The 20,011-nt window shown below is 71.2% G+C and carries 17 protein-coding genes and 1 tRNA gene; 12 read left to right on the top strand and 6 right to left on the bottom strand.

The features are described 5' to 3' along the window. The first annotated feature begins 14 nt into the window (after positions 1 to 14). The 8 genes from ACFWNN_RS26775 to ACFWNN_RS26740 are packed head-to-tail and all read left to right on the top strand — an operon-like array spanning position 15 to position 9,085. A complete protein-coding gene (locus tag ACFWNN_RS26775; RefSeq protein WP_382442677.1) occupies positions 15 to 785 on the top strand; it encodes a hypothetical protein in 771 nt (256 codons plus the stop codon). Positions 786 to 805: 20 nt separating this feature from the next. After that, on the top strand, positions 806 to 1,063 hold the full coding sequence (locus tag ACFWNN_RS26770) for an acyl carrier protein (protein WP_382442676.1): 258 nt from the start codon (positions 806 to 808) through the stop codon (positions 1,061 to 1,063). Beyond that, entirely contained in the window at positions 1,060 to 2,154 is a 1,095-nt protein-coding gene (locus ACFWNN_RS26765; RefSeq protein ID WP_382442675.1) for an SDR family oxidoreductase, read from the top strand. The genes ACFWNN_RS26770 and ACFWNN_RS26765 overlap by 4 nt, the downstream gene beginning before the upstream one ends. Further along, positions 2,151 to 2,915, top strand: coding sequence for a hypothetical protein (locus ACFWNN_RS26760; protein ID WP_382442674.1), 765 nt, complete (start codon positions 2,151 to 2,153; stop codon positions 2,913 to 2,915). The genes ACFWNN_RS26765 and ACFWNN_RS26760 overlap by 4 nt, the downstream gene beginning before the upstream one ends. 40 nt (positions 2,916 to 2,955) lie before the next feature. Then, entirely contained in the window at positions 2,956 to 5,586 is a 2,631-nt protein-coding gene (locus ACFWNN_RS26755) for a phosphoenolpyruvate synthase (protein WP_382442673.1), read from the top strand. Continuing rightward, complete coding sequence (locus tag ACFWNN_RS26750; protein WP_382442672.1) at positions 5,583 to 7,295, top strand: hypothetical protein; 1,713 nt, start codon at positions 5,583 to 5,585, stop codon at positions 7,293 to 7,295. Before ACFWNN_RS26755 ends, ACFWNN_RS26750 begins: the two co-directional genes overlap by 4 nt. A 3-nt stretch (positions 7,296 to 7,298) precedes the next feature. After that, a complete protein-coding gene (locus ACFWNN_RS26745) occupies positions 7,299 to 7,976 on the top strand; it encodes a dTMP kinase (protein WP_382442671.1) in 678 nt (225 codons plus the stop codon). Further along, positions 7,973 to 9,085: an acyl-CoA dehydrogenase family protein gene (locus tag ACFWNN_RS26740; RefSeq protein ID WP_382442670.1), complete on the top strand. Its 1,113-nt coding sequence runs from the start codon at positions 7,973 to 7,975 to the stop codon at positions 9,083 to 9,085. Before ACFWNN_RS26745 ends, ACFWNN_RS26740 begins: the two co-directional genes overlap by 4 nt. Positions 9,086 to 9,120: 35 nt before the next feature. Here the strand turns inward: ACFWNN_RS26740 and ACFWNN_RS26735 are convergent, their stop codons facing one another. From ACFWNN_RS26735 to selD, 4 genes are all read right to left on the bottom strand, one after another. After that, positions 9,121 to 9,507, bottom strand: a complete 387-nt coding sequence (locus ACFWNN_RS26735; RefSeq protein WP_382442669.1) for a VOC family protein — start codon at positions 9,505 to 9,507, stop codon at positions 9,121 to 9,123. Positions 9,508 to 9,522: 15 nt separating this feature from the next. Next, positions 9,523 to 10,239: an SRPBCC domain-containing protein gene (locus ACFWNN_RS26730; RefSeq protein ID WP_382442668.1), complete on the bottom strand. Its 717-nt coding sequence runs from the start codon at positions 10,237 to 10,239 to the stop codon at positions 9,523 to 9,525. Next, on the bottom strand, positions 10,236 to 10,844 hold the full coding sequence (locus ACFWNN_RS26725; protein ID WP_382442667.1) for a helix-turn-helix domain-containing protein: 609 nt from the start codon (positions 10,842 to 10,844) through the stop codon (positions 10,236 to 10,238). The genes ACFWNN_RS26730 and ACFWNN_RS26725 overlap by 4 nt, the downstream gene beginning before the upstream one ends. 75 nt (positions 10,845 to 10,919) lie before the next feature. After that, positions 10,920 to 11,885 carry a selenide, water dikinase SelD gene (gene selD, locus ACFWNN_RS26720; protein ID WP_382442666.1) on the bottom strand — a complete coding sequence of 322 codons (966 nt, stop codon included), beginning with the start codon at positions 11,883 to 11,885 and terminating at the stop codon, positions 10,920 to 10,922. A 65-nt stretch (positions 11,886 to 11,950) separates the two neighbouring features. Here selD and ACFWNN_RS26715 point away from each other — a divergent pair. From ACFWNN_RS26715 to ACFWNN_RS26700, 4 genes are all read left to right on the top strand, one after another. Beyond that, positions 11,951 to 12,045: transfer RNA gene (locus ACFWNN_RS26715), tRNA-Sec, on the top strand. Between the two features lie 22 nt (positions 12,046 to 12,067). Then, positions 12,068 to 13,336 carry an L-seryl-tRNA(Sec) selenium transferase gene (gene selA, locus ACFWNN_RS26710; RefSeq protein ID WP_382442665.1) on the top strand — a complete coding sequence of 423 codons (1,269 nt, stop codon included), beginning with the start codon at positions 12,068 to 12,070 and terminating at the stop codon, positions 13,334 to 13,336. Then, positions 13,327 to 15,105 (top strand): SelB C-terminal domain-containing protein, encoded by a 1,779-nt coding sequence (locus ACFWNN_RS26705; protein WP_382442664.1) that lies wholly within the window; start codon positions 13,327 to 13,329, stop codon positions 15,103 to 15,105. Before selA ends, ACFWNN_RS26705 begins: the two co-directional genes overlap by 10 nt. Before the next feature lie 254 nt (positions 15,106 to 15,359). Next, positions 15,360 to 16,577, top strand: coding sequence for a HEAT repeat domain-containing protein (locus ACFWNN_RS26700; protein ID WP_382442663.1), 1,218 nt, complete (start codon positions 15,360 to 15,362; stop codon positions 16,575 to 16,577). 112 nt (positions 16,578 to 16,689) lie between these two features. Here the strand turns inward: ACFWNN_RS26700 and ACFWNN_RS26695 are convergent, their stop codons facing one another. Next, on the bottom strand, positions 16,690 to 17,448 hold the full coding sequence (locus ACFWNN_RS26695) for a helix-turn-helix transcriptional regulator (RefSeq protein WP_382442662.1): 759 nt from the start codon (positions 17,446 to 17,448) through the stop codon (positions 16,690 to 16,692). A gap of 651 nt (positions 17,449 to 18,099) precedes the next feature. After that, positions 18,100 to 19,986 (bottom strand): FG-GAP repeat domain-containing protein, encoded by a 1,887-nt coding sequence (locus ACFWNN_RS26690; protein ID WP_382442661.1) that lies wholly within the window; start codon positions 19,984 to 19,986, stop codon positions 18,100 to 18,102. Positions 19,987 to 20,011 lie beyond the last annotated feature (25 nt).

Genomic DNA, 20,011 nt, shown 5'->3' with positions numbered 1-20,011 from the left:
AGGAGAACAGCCACATGAGGAAGTCATCACTCGCCCTGTCGTCGGTGCTGCTCGCGCTGGCGGCGACGCTCGTCCCCGTGACCGCCCAGGCGAGCGGTTCGGTCGTGGTCACCTCGGAAGGCGACTGCCTGGAGTTCGGTGAGATCACCCAGATCACCACCGCCGAGGCGCGGGCCCTGGTGCCGGCGCGCTACAAGGTCCGCGAAGCGGACGGCACACCGGGCAAGGTCAACGTCTACATGGGCGACTACTCGTGCGCGGGCATCTCGGTCAACGGCGGCCGCGCCAAGCCCACCATGATCACGATGGCGACCGTCGAGATCTCGCACCGCGACGGCGTCGAGCAGCCGTGGGGCACCACACAGCCGTTGTGGTGGGGCACGAACCAGCCCGCGCTGACCAACGCCGTGCAGAAGCTCGGCGCCCCGGCCCGGCACGTCCAGGCCACCAGAAAGATCACAACAATGCCCAACGGCATGTTATTGGTGCACAACAAGTACACCGGGTCCGCTGTGGACCACGAGCGGTTCGCCGTCGTCGAGGACATCTCGTCGCTGCCGGTGACGAGGTTCCACACGCCGGTCGGCTACTACACCGGCACCCGCGGTGAGATCCAGTTCGTCTACGACATGGAGTTCCGCGCCAAGGAACAGGCCGCGAACTCGATCCTGGTGTCCGGCCCGAACACCGACCTGGTGAAGAAGTACGGCTTCCCGGTCACGCACACGTCGAAGAACACCCTGATGACCGGCAAGTGGACCATGCGCGCCGAGCTCAAGCGCTGACCGGGCCCGGGGAGACTGCGATGGACGACGAGTCGGTGCGCGAGGCGGTGCACGGCATCCTGCGCCACATGTCGCACGGGGACTCCACGGAGTTGTCCGACGACGCGAGAATCGCCACGGACCTCGGGTTCGACTCGTTGCGGCTCCTCGAGCTCGCGATCGTCATCGAGGAACGGTTCGAGCTCGCCGAGGTGAACGTGGACGAGGCCCTCGGCGTCTCGACCGTGCGGGAACTGGTCGACCTGGTCACCGAACGCGTGACGGGGACGGCGGCGTGAGCGGGCTGCGGGTCCTCGTCACCGGCGCGGCGGGACTCGTCGGCGCCGAGGTCTGCGCCCGCCTGGCCGAGCAGGGCCACACCGTGCTCGCCCTGGTGCACAACCGGCCGGAGATCGTGCGCAACGACGGAACGGTCGTGCGCACGGTCTCGCGGCCGGGCCCCGGCCTGGTGTCCTGTGTGGCCGGTGACGTCACGAAACCCTTGCTGGGCCTGAACACCGATCGGTATCTGGAGCTCGCCCGCGGCGTGGACCGGGTCGTGCACTCCGCCGCCACCACCGACTTCGGGCGTCGCTGGGAGACCTACGAGTCGCTCAACGTCGAAGGCACCCGCAACGTCGTGCGGCTCGCGGAGGAGTGCACGGTGCCGCTCGTGCACGTCAGCACGGCGTACGTGTGCGGTGAGAGCGTCGGCCGCGTCTCGGAGTCCTCTTTGGACTCCAGGCAGCGGTTCGGCACCGGTTACGAGCGCAGCAAGTTCCTGGCGGAGCAGGAGGTGCACGCGTCCGGGGCGCCGTTCGCGGTGGTGCGGCCCAGCATGATCGTCGGGACGCAGGAGTCCGGCGTGATCCGCGACTTCAAGAACATGTACGTCGTGCTGAAGCTGTTCACCCAGGGGCGCGTGCGGTCGGTGCCCGGCTTCTACGACGCGCTGCTCGACCTGGTGCCGGTCGACTACGTGGCCGCGGTGATCTGCGAGGTGGTGAACCGGTTCTGGGCCGCCGAAGGGCGCACGTTCCACGCCGTCGGGGCCCGGTCGCACACGTTGCTCGACGTGAGCAACGCCCTGGCCGAGTACCCGATGTTCCACGTGCCGCACTACGTCTCGCCGTCCGCCTTCTCGGTCGACGCGCTGCCGGCGGACGAGCGCGTCTACTACCGGCGGATCATCGCGATGTACGAGAGCTTCTTCCGCCGGCGGGCCCGGTTCGACGCCACGAACGCGCTCGGCCTGATGCCGTGGCGGCCGACCGCCACCGGCGTCGACTACCTGCGCACGTTGCTCGACCACTGCGTGCGCGTCGGCTACCTGGGACGCGCGGAGCCGGGCATCGGCGACGTGCTGCGCCTCGTCGGGCGGCAGGGGTGATCACCGCCGCCCGGTACGTGCGGACGCGGTTCCCACCGCAGACGCACGGCCTCGCCGCCGTGCTGACCTACGTCACCGTGGCCGTGCTGTGCGGATCGGTGCCGGAACTGGCGGGCGGGGTGACGTTCGTGCTCCTCTTCCTGTTCCTGCGGCTGGTGGACGACCACGACGACGGCGAAGTCACCGGACGTGCAGGGCTTCTGGTCGTGGCCTGCCTTGTCCTGTTGTTCAACCTGAACGACCTCCGGGCCCTCGCCTTCGCGGGCGGGGCGTGCGCCGCCGCCCTCGCGGCCCCACTCCTGCCCCGTCGCGGTGTCACGCACCCGGTGGCGCTCTTCCTCGGGTACGAGGTGGCGCCGCTGCTGGTGTTCGGACACGGCGCCGTGACGGCGGGAGCACCCCCGATGGTGGCCGCGGGGGCGGCGGTGTTGCTCTGGAGTGCTTACGAGTACTGGAAGTTCAGCCGGAAGCTCGACGTGCCCGGGTATGTGCCGTTCGGGCTCGGGCTGGGTGGGCGGCTCGTGGCGGCCGTGGTGCTGGCCGGGGTCGCGGTGCTGGCTTCGGCAGCGCTGGCCGTCGTCGGCGCGGTGTCCTGGGTGCTCCCGGTGGTGGTCGCGGTGATCGCCGTGGCGTGGGCGCTGTCGATGCGGTCGTGGTGGCGCGCCGGGCGGCGGGGCGCGGAGTGGTGGTCGGGGCTGACCTTCGTGCTGGCCGTGGACCTGGCGGTCCTCGTGGGTCCTGCGTGGGGAGTGTGGGGATGACTGTCGTTGCCCGAGAAGGTGGCCTGGGGGGAGTGCGGTCATGACCGCCGTGGCACGGGAGAGCGAACTGGCCGGAGCCAAGGCTCGCGGGTTGCGCGAACTCGCCGACGCCGGGTTCGTGGTGCCGCCGTGGCGGGTGATCGGCGCGGACGTGCTGCGCCGGCACCTCACCTCCACCGGACTCGCCGAGCGCGTCGAGGCCGCCATGCTCGGTCTCACCCCGGAGACCGCCGAGGCCGTCTCGGCGGAGATCTCGGCCGCGATCCTGGACACGCCGCTCTCGCCTGAAGTGCTGAGCGAGGTTGAGGCCGCCGTTGAAGCGGTCGGCGGGCCGGTGGCCGTGCGGTCGTCCGGGCTCGACGAGGACGGGCCGAAGTTCTCCTTCGCCGGGCAGTTCGACACGTTCCTCAACGTCGGGCCGGACGCGGTGGCCGAGCACGTGCGGAGGTGCTGGGCCGGGGCGTATTCGGCGCGGGCGTTGGCCTATCGGCTCGCGCACGGGTTGCCGGTGGGGGGAGCGGGCATGGCGGTGATCGTGCAACGGCTGGTGCGCGCGGAGAAGAGCGGCGTGCTGTTCACGGCCAACCCGATGTCGGGTGAGCGGTCCGAACGCGTGGTGAGCGCCGTGTTCGGGCTCGGGGAAGGGCTGGTCGGCGGGGCGGTGGACGCCGACACCGTCGTGCTCGACGACGCCGGCCGGGTTCTGCAGGTCACGGTGGGGGAGAAGCGGGAGAGGTACGACCCGGACGTGGGCGGCGGGTGCCGGGTCACCGAGACCGCCCCGGCGGCCAGGGGGTCGCTGGCGCTGAACGACGGTGAGCTGCGGGCGCTCGGGGAGCTGGCCGGGCGGATCGAACGGGCCCGCGGCGGGCCACAGGACGTCGAGTGGGCGATGGCGGACGGCACGCTGTGGGTGTTGCAGAGCCGGTCGATCACCGCCGGGCTCGGCGACCGCGGCGAGCTGCACGTGTGGGACAACTCCAACATCATCGAGAGCTTCCGCGGGATGACGTCGCCGCTGACGTACAGCTTCGCGCGGCGGGTCTACCAGCGGGTGTACGAGGAGTACTGCCGGGAGCTGAAGGTCGGCGACGCGCAGCTGGTGCAGGCGCAGGAGTGGTTGCCGGCGCTGCTCGGGTACTTCCACGGGCGGGTCTACTACAACCTGCTCAACTGGTACCGGCTGGTGCGGCTCGCGCCGTTGTACCGGCTGGGGCGGCGAAGCCTGGAGCTGACGCTCGGGGTCGAGGAGTCGCTCGATCCGGAGCTGGCGGACGGCCTGCACCCGTTCACGTTCGGGTCGCGGGCCGAGGAGGTGCTGCGGACGGCGCGGTCGCGGGTGCGGTTCGCGAGCCGGTTCGCGCTGATCGAACGCACCGGCGAGCGGTTCATCGCCGACTTCTACCGCACCTACGAGGAGTTCGGCGCCACGGACTACGACTCGCTGACCGCGGATCAGGTCTACCGGCGTTACCAGGCGCTCGAACGCACGCTCGTCGCGCGGTGGGGGCGGGTCGCGGTGCTCGACGCCGTGATCGGGTTGTCGTTCGGGACCCTGCAGGCGCTCAACCGCAGGTGGTTGCCGGACGCGCCGATGTGGTTCACCTGGGCGGTCGCGGGCCCGGCGAACTCGGTCGAGTCGGCGGGGCCCGCGCACCGCATCGCCGAGCTGGCGGCGATGGTGCGGGCCGACGACTCGTTGCGCGCACTGGTCACCGAGGCGCCGCCCGAGCACGCGCGGGACGCGTTGGTGTCAGCGGGTTTCGCGACCTTCGTGTCCTATGTGGATGACTACGTGCAACGGTACGGCGACCGGAGCCTCGACGAGCTGAAGCTGGAGTCGCCGAGCCTGCGGGACGATCCGGCGACGTTCTTCCCGATGCTGCGCGCCGCTGTCGCGGCGGTCGAGAGCACTGCCGGACGGGCAGACGCCGACGCGGTGCTGGCGACGCTGAGCCCGGCGAAGAGGCAGGTCTACGAACGGGTGCGCGGCAAGGTGCGCCGGGCGCTGGAACTGCGCGAGCGGATCCGGTTCTGCCGCACCCGCGCGTTCGGCACGGCGAAGGTGATGATCCGCGCGATCGGCCGCAGGTTCGCCGAGCTGGGGTTGCTCGACGAACCCGAGGACGTCTTCTGGCTGTACCTGGAGGAGATCGGCGGCTGCTTCGACGCGTCCGCGGTGGACACCGACCTGCGGGCTCTGGTGAGGTCCCGCAAGGCGACCGCCGAGCAGGACGCGCTGCTGACCGCGCCGTCACGCTTCACCACGAAGGGCGCGGTGGGCACGCAGGCGAACCGCGTCGCGTGGGCGCGTGCCGTCCCCGGCGGGACCGCGGCCGCCGCCGGAGCCGAGCTCACGGGCGTGCCCGCCGGACCAGGCCGCGTGCAGGGGCAGGCGCGGGTCGTCGACCTGCCGTCCGAGGCCGGCGGCGACATCCTCGTCACCTACCGCACCGACCCGGGCTGGGTGGCGTGGCTGCCGTCCGCCTCCGGCCTGCTGGTGGAACGCGGAAGTCCCCTGACCCACGTCGCGATCGTCGCCCGCGAACTGGGCGTGCCGACCGTGGTGCAGGTGCCGGGACTCACCACGCGGGTGCGGGACGGCATGCGGCTCGACGTCGACGGCGCCACCGGCGTGATCCGGGTGCTGTCGGGGCCGGAGGAGTCGTGATCATCAGCCTGGAGCGGCTCACGTCGCTGCTCGACGAGACCCTGGAACTCGTGGAAGCGCCGCCGGGATGCGGCGCGGTGCTGGAGGGGTCGATCGCGGAGGGCTTCGGGAACTCGTCGTCGGACATCGACTTCCTGCTGCTGGCCGACGACGACCACGAGCACCCGACCATGCCGACGATCGTGTTCGTGCAGGGACGGCGGGTCGAGGTGCGCACCCGGTCGCTGCGCCAGGTGCGGGCCCAGCTGGACGCCGTTCCGCTGTACGACCTCGGGACGCTGCCGGCGGCGTTGCTCGACCGGTGTCAGCGGCTGCTCGGCGCGGTCGTGCTGCGGGACAACGACATCGTGCGGCGGGCGCGCGACTTCCCGCTGTCCCTGGCCGAGGTGGTGTCCGGGTGGTACGGCCGCCACAGCAGGCAGGCGATGCGGCACGCGGTGGCGTCGCACGTGCTGGGCCAGCCGGAGGCCGACGGGTGGGCCGCGCTCGCCGTCCGGCACGCGGCCAAGTCGTGGCTCGCCGCGCGCGGCGAGACCTACCTGGAACCCAAGTGGCTCGACCGGCAGTTCGACCGGCTGATCGCCGGTGGTCACGCGGAGGCGGCCGGGCTGCGGGACCGGCTGCGGGCCGGTGGCTCGGTGGCCGAGCGGGCCTTGCTGGTGGCGGACTTCGGGGTCGCCGGGTGTGCGGCGGACGGGCGTGAGGTCGCGGTGGGGCTGCGGCGCGGAGTCACGACCTGGCCGATCGGCGACCGGCTGCACGTCGTGAGGGATCGGGCGGACGTGTTCGTGCTGGGCGCGGACGCGGCACGGGTGTGGCGCTCGATCGCGCCGGGACGGCCGCTCGGGGAGGGAGCGGGCGGTGCGCTGGGACCGGCGGGCGGCGGCACGCCAGGACGGTTGCTCGCGGCGACGAGCGGCGATGCGTTGGCCGAGTTCCACCGGTGCGGCCTGATCGACCTCGTCTGGGGTGGCGACGGACCGATCGCCACCGCCCAGCCCTGGGCCCCCGCCGAGCCGGTCACGCCACCGCCGTCCACCCGCACCCCGGTGCTCGACCTCTCCGGCGGCGCCGCGCCTGGGCACGTGGCGCGGGTCCTGGTGCCTGCCGAGCGGTCCGCGGCCGGGCAGGTGGCACCGGACCCGGAGCCCGCCGAGCACTCCGCGGCCGGGCAGCTGGCGCTCGTTCCGTTGCCCGCCAGGCGGTTCGCGGCCGCCGGGATGGCCCAGGTCTGGTCGAACATCATGGTCGAGAACGCCCGCGAGGACCTCACCGGCGCCCTCGACGGCGGTCAGCTGGAGGTGGCGCGCACGAGCGGGTTCCGGTTGCTGCACCACGCCTGCCGGGCCGTGCTCAGCGCGTGCGGGATGAACCCGCTTCCGCCCGACGCGGCGATAGTGGCCCGGCTCGCGTCCGTGGTGCCGGCGGACCTCGCCGAGCAGGCCCGAGCCGTGGACCGGGCGCTGGCCGGCGACGACTGGGAGACGTGGGGCGAGCTGCTGGACAAGTTGGTCGCCGGGGTGCGCGAGTTCGTTCGTGCCGACGTGTTCCCCGCGTCGTTCGACTCGGCCGCGGCCTGGGAGGCGACGCTGCGGATCGGGCACGACTGGATCCGGCTGGGTGCCTACCTCGACGCGGACTTCCCCGTCGAGGAGGCCCGCGACCTGCTCACGTCCGGTGGGGCGCAGCCGCACCGCCGGGCCGGGTGAGTCGTGTTCATCGCGTTGGAGGGCATCGACGGGGCCGGCAAGTCCATCACCGCGGCGGCGGTGGCGGCACGGCTGCGGCAGCGGGGTGAGGCGGTCCGGCTCGTGCGGCACAACGCCGCCGCGCCGGACGACCCGTTCGTGGCCGAGTACCTGGGCGGGCTGCGGGCGTTGCAGGAGATGTCGTTGCGGGGGCCGTACTTCCGGCTCGGTGACCCGCACTGGGTGCTGATCAGGGCCAGCTACTACGCCTTGGTCGACCGGTGTGTGATCACGCCGGCGCTGGAGCGCGGGCAGGTGGTCGTGGCGGACGGGTGGTTCCACAAGTTCGTGGCACGGGTCGCGGCGGCTGGGGTGCGGGAGAAGGGCGACTTCGACCGGCCCGAGCAGATCCTGCCGCTGTTCGCCCCCGTGCGGCTGCCCGACCGGGTGTTCCTTCTGGACACGCCTGTCGCCACGGCCGCGGCCCGGCGGATGGCCACTGTGAATCCGGGCGAGCTGGGGCCGCAGAACGCCGGAACCGGAAGCCCCGAGCAGGCTTTCGTGAGGTACCAGAGCGACGTTCGCGGACACCTGCTGGCGATGGCCGGCCGGTGGCGGGTGGTGCGCACGGCGGGGCGGGACGTCAGCGGCGTCGCGGCCGAGGTCTGTGCGGACCTCGACGTGCTGCGGGAGACGGGATGACCTACCGCGCGCGGGTGCGCGGGGTCGTCGCCGGGTTCGTGCCCGAGATGCCGCGCTGGGAACAGGACGGGCACCTGCCGCGCGAGCTGTTCCGCGCGCTGGGGGCGGCGGGCGCGTTCCGGGAGCGGTGGGCGCCCGGTCCGGTCGGCGGGCTGCCGCTGGCCCGGGTCCTCGTCGAGGAACTGGCCGTCCACAACGGAGGCGCGGCGCTCGCGGTCTCCCTGCACAGCGAGGTCTTCCTGCACGCCCTGCACCGGTCGGGCGGGCACGACGAGATCGTCCAAGAAGCGCTCGACGGGACCGTCGTCGGGTGTGCGGCGGTGACCGAACCCGGTGCAGGCTCCGACGTTCCGGCCATCACGACGTCCGCGAAACTGGAGAACGGCCGCTGGCGGCTGCGCGGCACCAAGTGCTTCATCACCAACGCCGGACGGGCGACCCACGGCCTGGTGCTCGCGCGCACCGAAGAGGCACGGTTCGGTCTCTTCCTGGTCGAACTGTCCGGAGTGGACAGGTTCGTGCCGACGCTCGGCGTGAAGTCCGCCGACACCGCCGTGCTCGACCTCGACGTCGAGAACGCCGCCCCGGTGGGAAATCCGCGGGCCGGGCTCGTGCAGCTCCTGCGGGTGCTGGACTTCGAACGGATCGCGGCCGCCGCCGGGCTCGTGGCCACGGCACGGGCCGCCATGGGGCTCGCCACAGCGCACATGCGTGAGCGAAAAGCCTTCAATGCAAGGCTTTTCGACCACCAGGCGCTGAGACACCGCATGGCCTGGCACTGGGCACGGGTCGAGGCCGTCGCCGCGCTGCTCGACATCGCGACGACCCCCGGCCAAGGGGGAGAGGTCTCGCACTCCGCCGTCGCCGCCGTCAAACTGCTCGCCGCCCGCGACTGCGCCGACGCCGTGGACGCCGCCCTGCAGGCGTTCGGCGGGCGCGGCTACACCGAGGAGTTCCCGCTCGCCCGGATGTACCGCGACGTGCGGCTCACCCGGATCGGCGGCGGCACCGACGAGATGCTGTGCGAGGTGATCGCCGCCAACCTCGACGTCGACGACGCACACAGCGCCGCGCTGATCCGCGACATCGCCGGCAGGGGTGGGTGGTGAGGCCCGGAGCCGCGCGGTCCCGGGCCTGGCCGCTGCTACCGCGCGTACGGGTTCTGCATGAGCGCGAGCGTCGCCCCCGCGGGGTCCTTGATCAGCGCGAACCCGCCGGGGGCCGTGGTGGTCGGGGCTCGCAGGACCTCGCCGCCGTGCTCGGCCACCTGGGCGAGGCTCGCCCTCAGGTGGTCCACCGCGATGTAGGTGAGCCACTGGGCGGGCAGGTCCGCGTTGCCGCCCGACCGGTGGCAAACGCCCGCGACCGGTTCGCCGTTCGCCAGCATCATGTAGTCGTCGTACGAGCCCATGTTCAGCGGCTCCGACACCCAGCCGATCACCGAGGCGTAGAAGTCGCGGACACCGGGCGCGTCGGCGACGGTGAGGTCGAGGCCGACGATCGTGCCGGCACGACTGGTCTGCTCAGCCATGAGAGTGCTCCCGCCTCACTTGCCGGTGTTCTCGGACCACCACTGCGACCAGCGCTTGTCCAGCAGCGAGTACCCGTCCTCGTCGAGGCCGTACGTGCTGAGCAGCGCCATCGACGTGCCGGACGGGTCGGTCGCCGACGGGCCGGTGCCCGCGATGACCAGCAGGCCCTCGCCCCACGCGTCGACCGTCACGCCGAGCTGGTGCTCCGAGCGGAACCACACCTCGCCCTCGACGGCCTCGCCCGCGAGCGTCGCGGTGTAGCGGCTGCCGGGCTCGCCGACGCCGTCCAGCGCCAGGCGTTCGACGACGGTGCCGGAGTACGTGCCGCGGTTGCCGAAGAACAGCGTGCGGCGCGTCTCGCCGGGCTTGCGCTCCAACGCGAACCGCAGCTGGTGCAGGAACGACGTCCAGCCCTCGGTGACGTCGTCGTAGTACGCGTCCCACTCGGCGTCACCGCTCAACGGCGCGCGGGTGAGGATGATGCGCACGCCGTCGCCGTCCTCCTTGATCTCGAACTTGTCGCCGCCGTTGGGGACGAGCGTGTGGTTCGCCTCGTCCTCGACGACGTCGGTGAAGTAGATCGAGTCGAGCTCGGCCTCGAGCTCACCGGACTGCCACGCGTGCCACTGCCTGATCACGTCCTTGTCCCGCAGCGCGCGCCAGGCGGCGCCGACCGTGGTCGCCACCCGGATCTCCAGCCGCGGGGTGTCGGTGGCCTGGACGTCGTTCATTCGCTCTCTCCCTGTTCGTTCGGCTTCTCTGATGGCCTGGGGTGGCCGCCGGCGACGACCCGGTACGGGCGTCCGTCCGGCGTGTCGTACCGGGCCGCGATCTCGCGCACGGCCTCGGTCAGCTCGTCGGTGAACCTGTGCACGGCGGCGGGGCTCGCGAACCGCACCTCGGTCTCGGCGGTGAACGTGAGCAGGCGCTTGCCGGCCTCGTCCGCCTTCACCTGCATCCGTGCGACGTCGCGGACGGTGGCCGCCGCGACGTCGACGAGGTGCTCGGCCGCGTACTGGTCCTGGACGCGGTCGCGCTGGGCGGTGTCGTCCTCGTGACTGAGCACCGTCGGATCGACCACGAACGCGCCCGGTTTGGCCCGCACGATGCGCTCGACGCAGCCACGCCGCTGCCGTTCCTCGACCAGCTCCACCAGGCCCGCCGTCTCCAGCGCGCGCAGGTGGTAGTTGACCTTCTGCCTGGGCAGGTCGAGCGCCGCCGCGAGCTGGGTCGCCGAAGCGGGCTCACGCAGCCTGGCCAGGAGTTTCCTGCGCAGCGGCGCCAACACGACCGCCACCGCGTCCGGCTCGCCGAGGTAGTTGATGCCGCTGCTCATGGAGCCATCGTTCAATTGACAATTTCATTTGTCAAATGAGGTAGCCCGATCGGAGGAACCGGCAAACCGGACAGATCAGCGGACCTCGACCAGGTGCTCGCGGCGGGCGACGAGCTCGCCGATCACCGGTGCTCCGGGGATCTCGCCCGCCAGCAGCAGGCCGCCCGACGTCTGGGCGTCGGCCAGCAGAAGGGTCGTGGTCTCGTCGGTGCTCAGGTCGGCGTGGGGACGGACCCAGTCGAGGTTCCGCCTCGTGCCGCCGCTGACGTAGCCGTCCCTGACCGCCTCCCGCGCGCCGTCGAGGAACGGGATCGCGGCGGAGTCGATCACGGCGGTGAGGTCGCTCGCCCTCGCGATCTCCAGGGCGTGGCCGAGCAGCCCGAAGCCGGTGACGTCGGTGCCACAACGGATTCCCGCGTCGATCGCGGCCTTCGACGCCCGCGCGTTCAGGGTGACCATGGCCGCGACGGCGTGCGGGAACACCTCGCCGGTCGCCTTGTGCCGGGTGTTGAGGACGCCGACGCCGAGCGGCTTCGTGAGCGAGAGCGGCGTGCCGGGCGTGCCGGAGTCGTTGCGCAGCAGGCGGTCCGGGTGCGCGATGCCGGTGACGGCCATGCCGTACTTGGGTTCGGGGTCGTCGATGCTGTGCCCGCCCGCGACCGGGCACCGGGCCTGTGCCGCGATCTCCGCGCCACCGCCGAGGACCTCGGCCGCGATCTCCAGCGGCAGCGTCGTCCTGGGCCAGCACAGGAGGTTGACGGCGAGCACCGGGTCACCGCCCATCGCGTAGACGTCCGACAGCGCGTTGGCGGCGGCGATGCGTCCCCAGTCGCGCGGGTCGTCGACCACAGGCGTGAAGAAGTCGATCGTCGACAGCACCGCCCGGTCGCCGTCGATCCGGATGGCCGCCGCGTCGTCGCCGGCGCCCACGAGCAGGCCGGGGAACGCCGGCAATGCCTTGGCCAGCAGGCTTTCCAGCTCGCCAGGGGGGATCTTGCACGCACATCCGCCGCCCGCGGCGGTCTGGGTCAGCCTCGTCATGATCCGACCTTGGCAAGGCAGGAGAAGTCGATGTTCCGCTGTCTTGCCGATCCTGGGACGCGCGGGGAGGCGTCACCGGTCTGGTGACCGGCGCGGTCTTCAACACCGACGGGCGGCAGGACCTGCCGCCGGCGGGTTCGATTCCCGTCCGCCTCCGCCACATCCCGACGGTGGAGGCTCGCATGGCGCGGCGCACGATCCCGAGCACCGGCGCTCTGCTGTCGGCGTCCCCGTTGCGGGAGGCCGTCGCGGTGCACGGCCGTGCGGCGGTGAAGGCGGCCATCCACACGGCCCAGGCGGACGCGCGGGCGGGCCTGGTGAGCGGCGCCGAGGTGCCCGGCGCGGTTCTCGCGGCACTGGAACGCCTCGGCGCCCAACCGGTGCTGAACGCGACCGGCGTGCTGATCCACACCAACCTGGGCCGGGCCCCGCTCCCGGCGCCCGCCCGCGCGGCGCTGCTGGCCGCCTCCGGCTGGACGGACGTGGAGTTCGACCTCGCGACGGGACGCAGGGCACCGCGCGGCAGGGGAGCGCTGGCGGCGTTGGGTGCCCTGGTGCCGGACGCGGGCGCGGTCCACGTCGTGAACAACAACGCCGCCGCCCTGCTGCTGTGCGCGCTCGCGCTGGCTCCCGGCCGCGAGATCGTGATCAGCCGGGGCGAGCTGGTGGAGATCGGCGACGGCTTCCGCATCCCCGCACTGCTGGAGTCCGGCGGCGCCCGGCTGCGCGAGGTCGGCACGACCAACCGCACCACGGCCCGCGACTACCTCTCCGCCATCGGCCCGGACACCGCCTTCGTGCTGAAGGTGCACCCGTCGAACTTCCGCGTGGAGGGCTTCACGTCCGCCGCGTCCGTCGCCTCGCTCGCGGGCTGCGGGGTTCCCGTGGTCGTCGACATCGGGTCGGGCCTGCTGACGCCGGACCCGCTGCTGCCGGACGAACCCGATGCCACCACGGCGTTGCGCGCCGGCGCCGCCCTGGTGACGGCGAGCGGGGACAAGCTGCTGGGAGGCCCGCAAGCCGGTCTGCTGCTGGGTTCCGCCGACCTGATCGGCACGCTGCGGCGCCATCCGGCGGCCCGCGCCCTGAGAGCCGGAAAGCTGGTGCTGGCCGCCCTGGAAGCCACTCTGCGCGCGCCATCTCCGGTGCTCGCCATGCTGTCCGCGGACGTGACTTCGCTGGAACGGCGCGCTGTCGCTCTGGCAGCGGGGATGAGCGATGCCGAGGTGGTCGAGTCGATCGCGGTGGTCGGCGGTGGCGCGGCTCCCGGCGTCCGCGTGCCCAGCCGCGCGGTCTCGTTGCCGGAACGCTTCGCCGCTCCTCTGCGCGCGCACCGGGTGGTGGGCCGGATCGAGTCCGGCCGCTGCCTGCTGGACCTGCGCACCGTCGACCCGGCCGACGACCACGCCCTCGCCCGCGCCGTCCTCGCCGTGGCCGCGCCGTGCCGGTGATCGTGACGGCGGGCCACGTGGACCACGGCAAGTCGGCGCTGGTCAAAGCCCTCACCGGCAGCGAACCCGACCGCTGGCGTGAGGAACGCGCCAGGGGCATGAGCATCGGACTCGGCTTCGTCTGGACCCGCCTCCCCAGCGACACCGAGGTGTCCTTCGTAGACGCACCTGGCCACCGCCGCCTCGTGTCCACGATGCTGGCGGGCGCCGCCCCGGCCCCGGCCGTCCTGTTCGTGGTGGCCGCCGACGAGGGCTGGCAAGCCCAGTCGGCCGAACACCTGGCGGGCCTCGACGCCCTCGGCACCACCGCGGGCCTGCTCGTCGTCACGAAATCCGACCGGGCCGACCCGGCCCCGGCCCTCGCCGCCGCCCGCCACGAGCTGGCAGGCACGTCCCTGGCGTCCGCCCCGGCGTGCGCGGTGAGCGCACTGACCGGCGAAGGCCTGCCTTCTCTGCGGCACGCCCTGGACACCCTCGTCGCGCACCAGGACGAGGAGGCGGACGACGCCGCCGACGTGCGCCTCTGGGTCGACCGGTCGTTCACGGTGGCCGGCGCGGGCACCGTGGTCACCGCGACCCTGACCGGCGGCACGCTGCGCCTGGGGGACCGCCTGAGGTGCGTCCGCACCGGCCGGCCGCTGCGGGTGCGGGGCCTGCAGGTGTGCGAACGGCCGGTCGCGGTCGCCCGTCCGGTTCGCAGGGTGGCGGTGAACCTGGCCGGCACCCGCGTGGACGTGCGCAGGGGAGACGCCCTGGTGGCCGAGGTGTGGCGGCCGGTGGCGGAGTTCGACGTGCTGGTGCGCGAGCGTCCGCGCAGTCCCGCCCTGACGCTGCACATCGGGACGGCGGCGGTGCCGGTGCGGGTGCGCGCGTTGGGGGAGGGGGCGGCCCGGTTGCGCGCCGAGTGCGAGTTGCCGGTGCGGCCGGGAGATCGGCTGCTGCTGCGGGATCCGGGCGGGAGCGGGCCGCCGGTCGGGGCGGTCGTGGTCGACGTGGTGCCGGAGGAGCTCGCCAGGAGGGGAGCGGCCGAGCGCCGGGGAGCGGAACTCGTCGCGCTCGCCTCGGCGGAGCCGACGGAACTGGCGGCGGATCTGGTGCGGAGGAAGCGATTCCTGCGGCCAGGCGACTTCCGTGCGATCGGCCTGCCAGTCACCGGCCACCCCGTGACCGGCAGCCTCGCCACCACACCCACGGGCTACTCGCCCACCCCCGGTTGGCTCGCGGATCCGGCCGCCTGGGCCGACCTCGTCGCCCGCGTCCCGGCCGAACTGGACCGCTGGCGCACCGAACGGCCCCTGACCCCCGACATCCCCCTCCCCGTCCTCACCGATCGTCTGAACCTCCCGTCCCCCGAAATCACCCGCGAACTCCTCCGCGCCACCCCGTCCACAGAGGACAACGCAGCAATCCGCCGGAACTTGCCGGAGAAAGTCGAAACAGCACTCGCCGAGCTGACGAAATCCCTGCGCCGGAACCCATTCCGCGCCCCGGAGTCCCGGCAGCTCGCCGCGGCCGGCCTGCGCCCACCGGAACTCGCCGCCGCCGTCCGGGCAGGCAGGCTTCTCCAGCTCGCCCCGGGCGTGGTCCTGCTGCCCGGAGCGGACCACCGCGCCGCCGAGGTCCTGCGAGGCCTCACCGGCCCGTTCACCGTCAGCCAGGCCCGCGAGGCGTGGGACACGACCCGTCGCACGGCCGTCCCGCTGCTCGGGCTGCTGGACCGAGCAGGGGTCACCAGACGGCGTCAGGACGGCGCCAGGGACTTGGTATAAGGGCATTTTCGGACGTTTTTACGCTCGATTGCTCGATTGGCGCACTCCGTTGACTGGCACCGTCAACCCGGCTTTAGTGGAGTCAGCGTTGGAGAGCGGTCCTGGAAATCGATTCGCTCGCCCGGGATAAAAGTCCTCAACGCGACAAGCGGATTGTCGAGTAGCTGGCCAGCGCGCAGTCCCTGCTGGTCAGGGCTTACTTGCGTCCGCAGTTAGAGCCAATGTTGCTGAGCGGTTCGGAAAGGATGACCGGCATGGCACTTGAGTCTGTCGATCTGGGACAGGTAAGCGGTGTAGAGGCACAGGCTCCTGTCTGGGATCACTACCTCCAGGGTGACCCCGCACGTCTCAACAGTGATTTCGGCGAGTTCCTCAAGCGGACCGCGATCCGGCTCGACGTCCGCACGGACGAGCAGGTCGCGCAGGAGGCGCTGAACCACCGCGACCCGATGATCCGGGAGCAGTCGCTGTTCCAGTACGTGGACCGCGGTCTGCCGGGCGCGGTCGACCTGCTCACCGAGGCGATCAGGACGGACAGCGTCCGCGAGGTCCGCTGGAACGCGCTGTGGGCACTGGAGAAGATCGGTGGGCCCCGCGCGCTGAAGGCGTTGCAGAGCTTCATCAACGACGACGACGCCGACGTCGGCGAGTGGGCCCGGCTGTTCGCCTCGGAGCTCACGACCGGGCTGCCCTCGTTCGACAGCCGTTCGTGGAAGCAGGACCCGGACCGCACGTTCGACGAGACGATCCTGCTCAACATCGACGTCGACGTGTACGTGCGGCTGGACGACACCGGCCGCCACTGGGGCAAGATCTCCCTTGCGCCCCAGGGCCTCGCGCGCAGCTACGGCCAGGCGCACGCCTGCCCGAACTCCGCCACCCGTGACCACCAGCTGGTCATCAGCAAGAACCTGGCGGGCCTGCACGACGACGGCACCCCGCACGTGGAGAACTTCCTGTTCCGCGGCGTGACCAACCACGCCAGCGCGGGCCGGGGCAGCTTCTTCTTCGAGTCGCGCGGGCTGCGCCCGATCTTCCTGTCGGGCCAGGCGGACAACGACACGCTGGGCCACCGCAACGAGATGGTCTCCGCCAAGCGGTCCGGCGAGTGGACCACCGACCCGCTGATGGAGATCAAGGGCAAGCCCGCGATCCGCTACGTCCGCGGCGCCGTCCAGACGTGGGGCTACATCAACTTCGAGACGATGCGCGGCAGCTCGCTCGAGGAGATCCTGTTCCCCGGCAACAGCATCCTCGGCACGCTGGACACCCCGACCGGCCCGATGGCGAACGCCTACATCACGGGCACGTTCAAGGGCAAGCTGATGGACTGGGACGGCGACGGCAAGATCGACGTCAACTCGCTCGACATCTACTCGACCCACGAGGCCGAGGTGGACACCAACCAGGACAACATCGCGGACGAGCCGGGTGTGCAGTTCTGCACCCGCACCAACTGGATGAACTCCTGATCCCAGCACCGGCGAAGCGGGGTGGGCGGCCTGGCCGCTCACCCCGCTTTTCTGTGCTGGCAAAGCTGTGCGCGCCCGAGAGGTCAGGGCGGAGAGCCGCGACGGGGCCGGGTCACCCGATGGCGGGAGTGGAGTGCGAGATGCGGAGAACGCGCCGGCGTGCGAGGGACAACAACGGCCGCGTGAACTCGATCGGCGGGTCGAACCGGCGCTGCCTGCGCAGCGCGACCTGGAACGGGTGGCGGCACCGTCCGCCGGCCACCGTCACGGGGGACAGCCCGAAACCGACGCGGCCGAGCACGCCGATCGGGGTGGCGAGGACGTCCCGCACCGTCGCGGACGGGCCCACCGCCACCGCGATCGGCTCGTAGTCCCCGTCCGGCACCGGCGGCAGCGCGGCGAGCCGGTTGGTCGTGATCACCTGGAACATCGTGGGCAGCTCCTGCGGGCGGTTCAGCCGGAACAACCCGAGCAACGCGTGGCACGGCTCCCCGTGCGTGCCCGTCACCGCGCCGATGGGCCCGGAGGCCGCCGCCGGCTCCGGGCCCGCCTCCACGAGCGCCTCGATCGGTATTTGGCCGATCTGCTCGATCACGCAGCGAAACCGCCGGGGCGACAAGCCGGTGAGCTTGCCGAACTGACTGATGAACGTGCCGAGGCTGGAATACCCGATCGAAGTGCACACATCGGTCACGGTCTTCTGCGTCACCAGCAGAAGTCGACGCGCCTCCGCCATTCGCAACGAAGTGAGAAAACGCGCCGGTGTCGTGGTCGTGACATCTCTGAAGATCCGGTGGAAGTGAAACGGGCTCAGCGTTCCCGCCCGGGCCACGTCGCTCAGCTGGATCGGCTCCGCGAGATGTTCGATCATGTAGTCCACTGCCTTGGCGACGGACGTGATCCGAGCTGCTCCCGTGCTCTCCGCGAGGCAGCGGCCGACGGTCGAACAAAGCCCGATCTTGTCACACTTGAGGCAGTTCGCCTCTGTTCGCCAGTGGATTGAGGAATGGCCTTTCAAGGTGAGTCTCCTACCCCTTGGTCAAAGCCCCGAACAAAGCCCCCGACGCGGATGGCCCCACCCGCGGCGAATGTTCGGCACCTGTCCTGCGCGTGGGGCTGCTGGGGCCAGGAGCACCGGCAGCGGAGCGAGAGCCTCGGCTATGTGGACGTGACGGAACAGATACCGAACGACGGTTGGCACTCTTCTTTGTTTGTCAACCTGAGCTAACCGTCTGTGACCGCGCGGAGGGTAGTCGCGATCTTGCTATTTGTCGGGATTGTGGTGATCGAGAAGTAAGGCGTGCTCGCCCGTTCGGTCGGTACACCTTCGTGCTTGATCAATTGTGCGATCTGTGTTCGCGCTCAGGTGGAATCATAAGTCACTTCTGCCGGTTCTGCTCTTATCGGGCGAGCTTTAATGATCGAACTCACAGTACGTCACAACGAAAAAGCCCAGCTGCGCCGTCGGAGTGACGCAGTGGGCTGTTTCGTTGGATCTTTCGGGTGTTACCCCTTGAATTGACTACTGAGTGGTGATCTTTCCGTCGTCACCGAGCAATACCGAATGACTGCCCGGCGGGAGCACGATCGTGCTGCTTCGCTGGCCGCCAGGAGTCCGCCACTTGATCGTGTATTCAACTGCTTGCGCGGAACCCGTCGCGAAGAACAGCTCGGCGGACGAGACACCCGTGTGACCATTCGCCGGATATAGCTGAGAACGTTGTGCGGGCCGGTTGTCGGCTTGTGCGACGACCTGCGCCCCAATCGCCGGGGTGGTCGAACTTCCCGCGCCGGGCCGGCGCAGGCTCAACACCGTCTGACGTGGTTGTGAGCTGGACGTGTTGAGCAGCAGCCGGGAGTCCTCCCACTGATTGGCCAGCAGGGCGTCCGGCCTGCCGTCGCCGTTGACGTCACCGATCGCGATGCCCCGGGTGTTCACCGCCTCGTCAAGGCGAAGATGTTTCGCCATGTCCTCGTAGCGGCCGGACGACGTTCGGGCCCAAAACGGGTTCGTGTCGTCTCCCGAGAGGTTCGCCTCCGGCCCGAAATTGGGCCACGACTGCGGGTACATCAGCAGCTGGTCGTTCCCGAGCGCCAATTCCTGGAGCAGCGCCCAGCGCCAGTTCTCGCCTTTGAGGAAGCCCGTCGCCTGCATGATCTCGTCAGTTCCGTCACCGTCGAAATCCGCCGCTTTGATGTCCCATCCCCATCCGCTGCGGGCCAGTCCGAGTTCTTCGCTGCGGTCGATGAAAGGCACGTCGCCGGACAGCAGGTCCTTTCCCGGACCGGTGGGGGTGAAAGCGAAGTTGCTCTCCTGCAGGCCCCATTCCGCGGTGATGTTGCTGACCACCATCGTCGGCATCTCCGCGCCGTCGGGATAGGTGAACGTCACGCCCATCCCCTTGAACGAGTCGTGGCCGAGAACCGTCGACTTCGGCGAAACGAGATCCCGGTCGCCCTTCACCGTCCGCAACCGGACGTTCCCCGGCGTCGACAGGTTGACCATGAAGTGGTCGGGCCCGAAGTCCTCCGCCTGGTAGATCTCGGGCAGGTGGTCGCCGGTCAGGTCCTGCAGGCCGATCGCGAGCGTCCACGCCTGCGCGGCCTCCGGCGGCAGCGACTCGCTCGCGTCGGACCACGCCGGAGCCTGGTCCGCGCCCCGGGGCTTGCCGAGCAGCAGCCGGTTGGTGCCGGCGTTCCACGCCCGCGACATGCTGTCCTGCATCTGCATGCGCGCGTCCGGTCCCGCGCCGGGATCGAGCACCTTGGCGTTGTCCGGGAAGTAGTTCGCCACCAGCAGGTCGAGGTTGCCGTCCCCGTCGACGTCGCCGACGTTGAGCGTGGTCGAGTTCCACACCTGCCGCGGTTCGACGAGCTCCACGGCGCGGAAACCGCTGCCGGTGTTGAGGAACTGCACGGGGGAGCGGCCCCAGTAGTGCACGACGTAGTCGCTGTCCCCGTCGGTGTCGAGGTCCACCGGCACGCAGCCCATCGGCGCCATCGTGTCGTCGTAGTCCCGGTCGGGCCGCAGCTCCACGGGTTCGAACCTGTCGCCCGTGCCCGGCACGGGGAAGAGCCGCACCGAGTCGTCGCGCGGGTCGACCAGGCAGGCGTCGTCGGACCGGCCGTTGCCGTCGTGGTCGGTGAGCCCGACCGCGGCGCCGACGGCCGAGATCCACGACCGGATGTGCTCGACGTCCGGCCCGACCTCGCGCAGCGACCGCGCACCGGGCGGGGCCTCGTTCAACGGCTTGATCGCGAACTCGTAGCGGGCGGCGAGGCTCGCGGCCTCGGCGTCCGAGAGCTCCGGCCGGGCGGTGGCGAAGCCGGCGCCGACGAGCAGGACCGCCGCCACCGCCACCGGCAGCAGTCTGCCGGCGCGCCGGGCAGGGACCGAAGGTGTTGTCATGACAGTGTCTCCGATGTCTCCGGTG

Origin of the sequence: Lentzea sp. NPDC058450 (assembly GCF_042721395.1) — a bacterium.
In the GTDB taxonomy this organism is placed as follows: domain Bacteria; phylum Actinomycetota; class Actinomycetes; order Mycobacteriales; family Pseudonocardiaceae; genus Lentzea.
This window is presented reverse-complemented; position numbering and strand designations above follow the sequence as displayed.

What these genes read in the sequence shown, in the direction of transcription:
- ACFWNN_RS26775 (WP_382442677.1), top strand. Translation starts at nt 15, where the DNA reads ATGAGGAAGTCATCACTCGCCCTGTCGTCGGTGCTGCTCGCGCTGGCG.
- ACFWNN_RS26770 (WP_382442676.1), top strand. Translation starts at nt 806, where the DNA reads ATGGACGACGAGTCGGTGCGCGAGGCGGTGCACGGCATCCTGCGCCAC.
- ACFWNN_RS26755 (WP_382442673.1), top strand. Translation starts at nt 2,956, where the DNA reads ATGACCGCCGTGGCACGGGAGAGCGAACTGGCCGGAGCCAAGGCTCGC.
- ACFWNN_RS26740 (WP_382442670.1), top strand. Translation starts at nt 7,973, where the DNA reads ATGACCTACCGCGCGCGGGTGCGCGGGGTCGTCGCCGGGTTCGTGCCC.
- ACFWNN_RS26735 (WP_382442669.1), bottom strand. Translation starts at nt 9,507, where the DNA reads ATGGCTGAGCAGACCAGTCGTGCCGGCACGATCGTCGGCCTCGACCTC.
- ACFWNN_RS26730 (WP_382442668.1), bottom strand. Translation starts at nt 10,239, where the DNA reads ATGAACGACGTCCAGGCCACCGACACCCCGCGGCTGGAGATCCGGGTG.
- ACFWNN_RS26725 (WP_382442667.1), bottom strand. Translation starts at nt 10,844, where the DNA reads ATGAGCAGCGGCATCAACTACCTCGGCGAGCCGGACGCGGTGGCGGTC.
- selD (WP_382442666.1), bottom strand. Translation starts at nt 11,885, where the DNA reads ATGACGAGGCTGACCCAGACCGCCGCGGGCGGCGGATGTGCGTGCAAG.
- selA (WP_382442665.1), top strand. Translation starts at nt 12,068, where the DNA reads ATGGCGCGGCGCACGATCCCGAGCACCGGCGCTCTGCTGTCGGCGTCC.
- ACFWNN_RS26700 (WP_382442663.1), top strand. Translation starts at nt 15,360, where the DNA reads ATGGCACTTGAGTCTGTCGATCTGGGACAGGTAAGCGGTGTAGAGGCA.
- ACFWNN_RS26695 (WP_382442662.1), bottom strand. Translation starts at nt 17,448, where the DNA reads ATGATCGAACATCTCGCGGAGCCGATCCAGCTGAGCGACGTGGCCCGG.
- ACFWNN_RS26690 (WP_382442661.1), bottom strand. Translation starts at nt 19,986, where the DNA reads ATGACAACACCTTCGGTCCCTGCCCGGCGCGCCGGCAGACTGCTGCCG.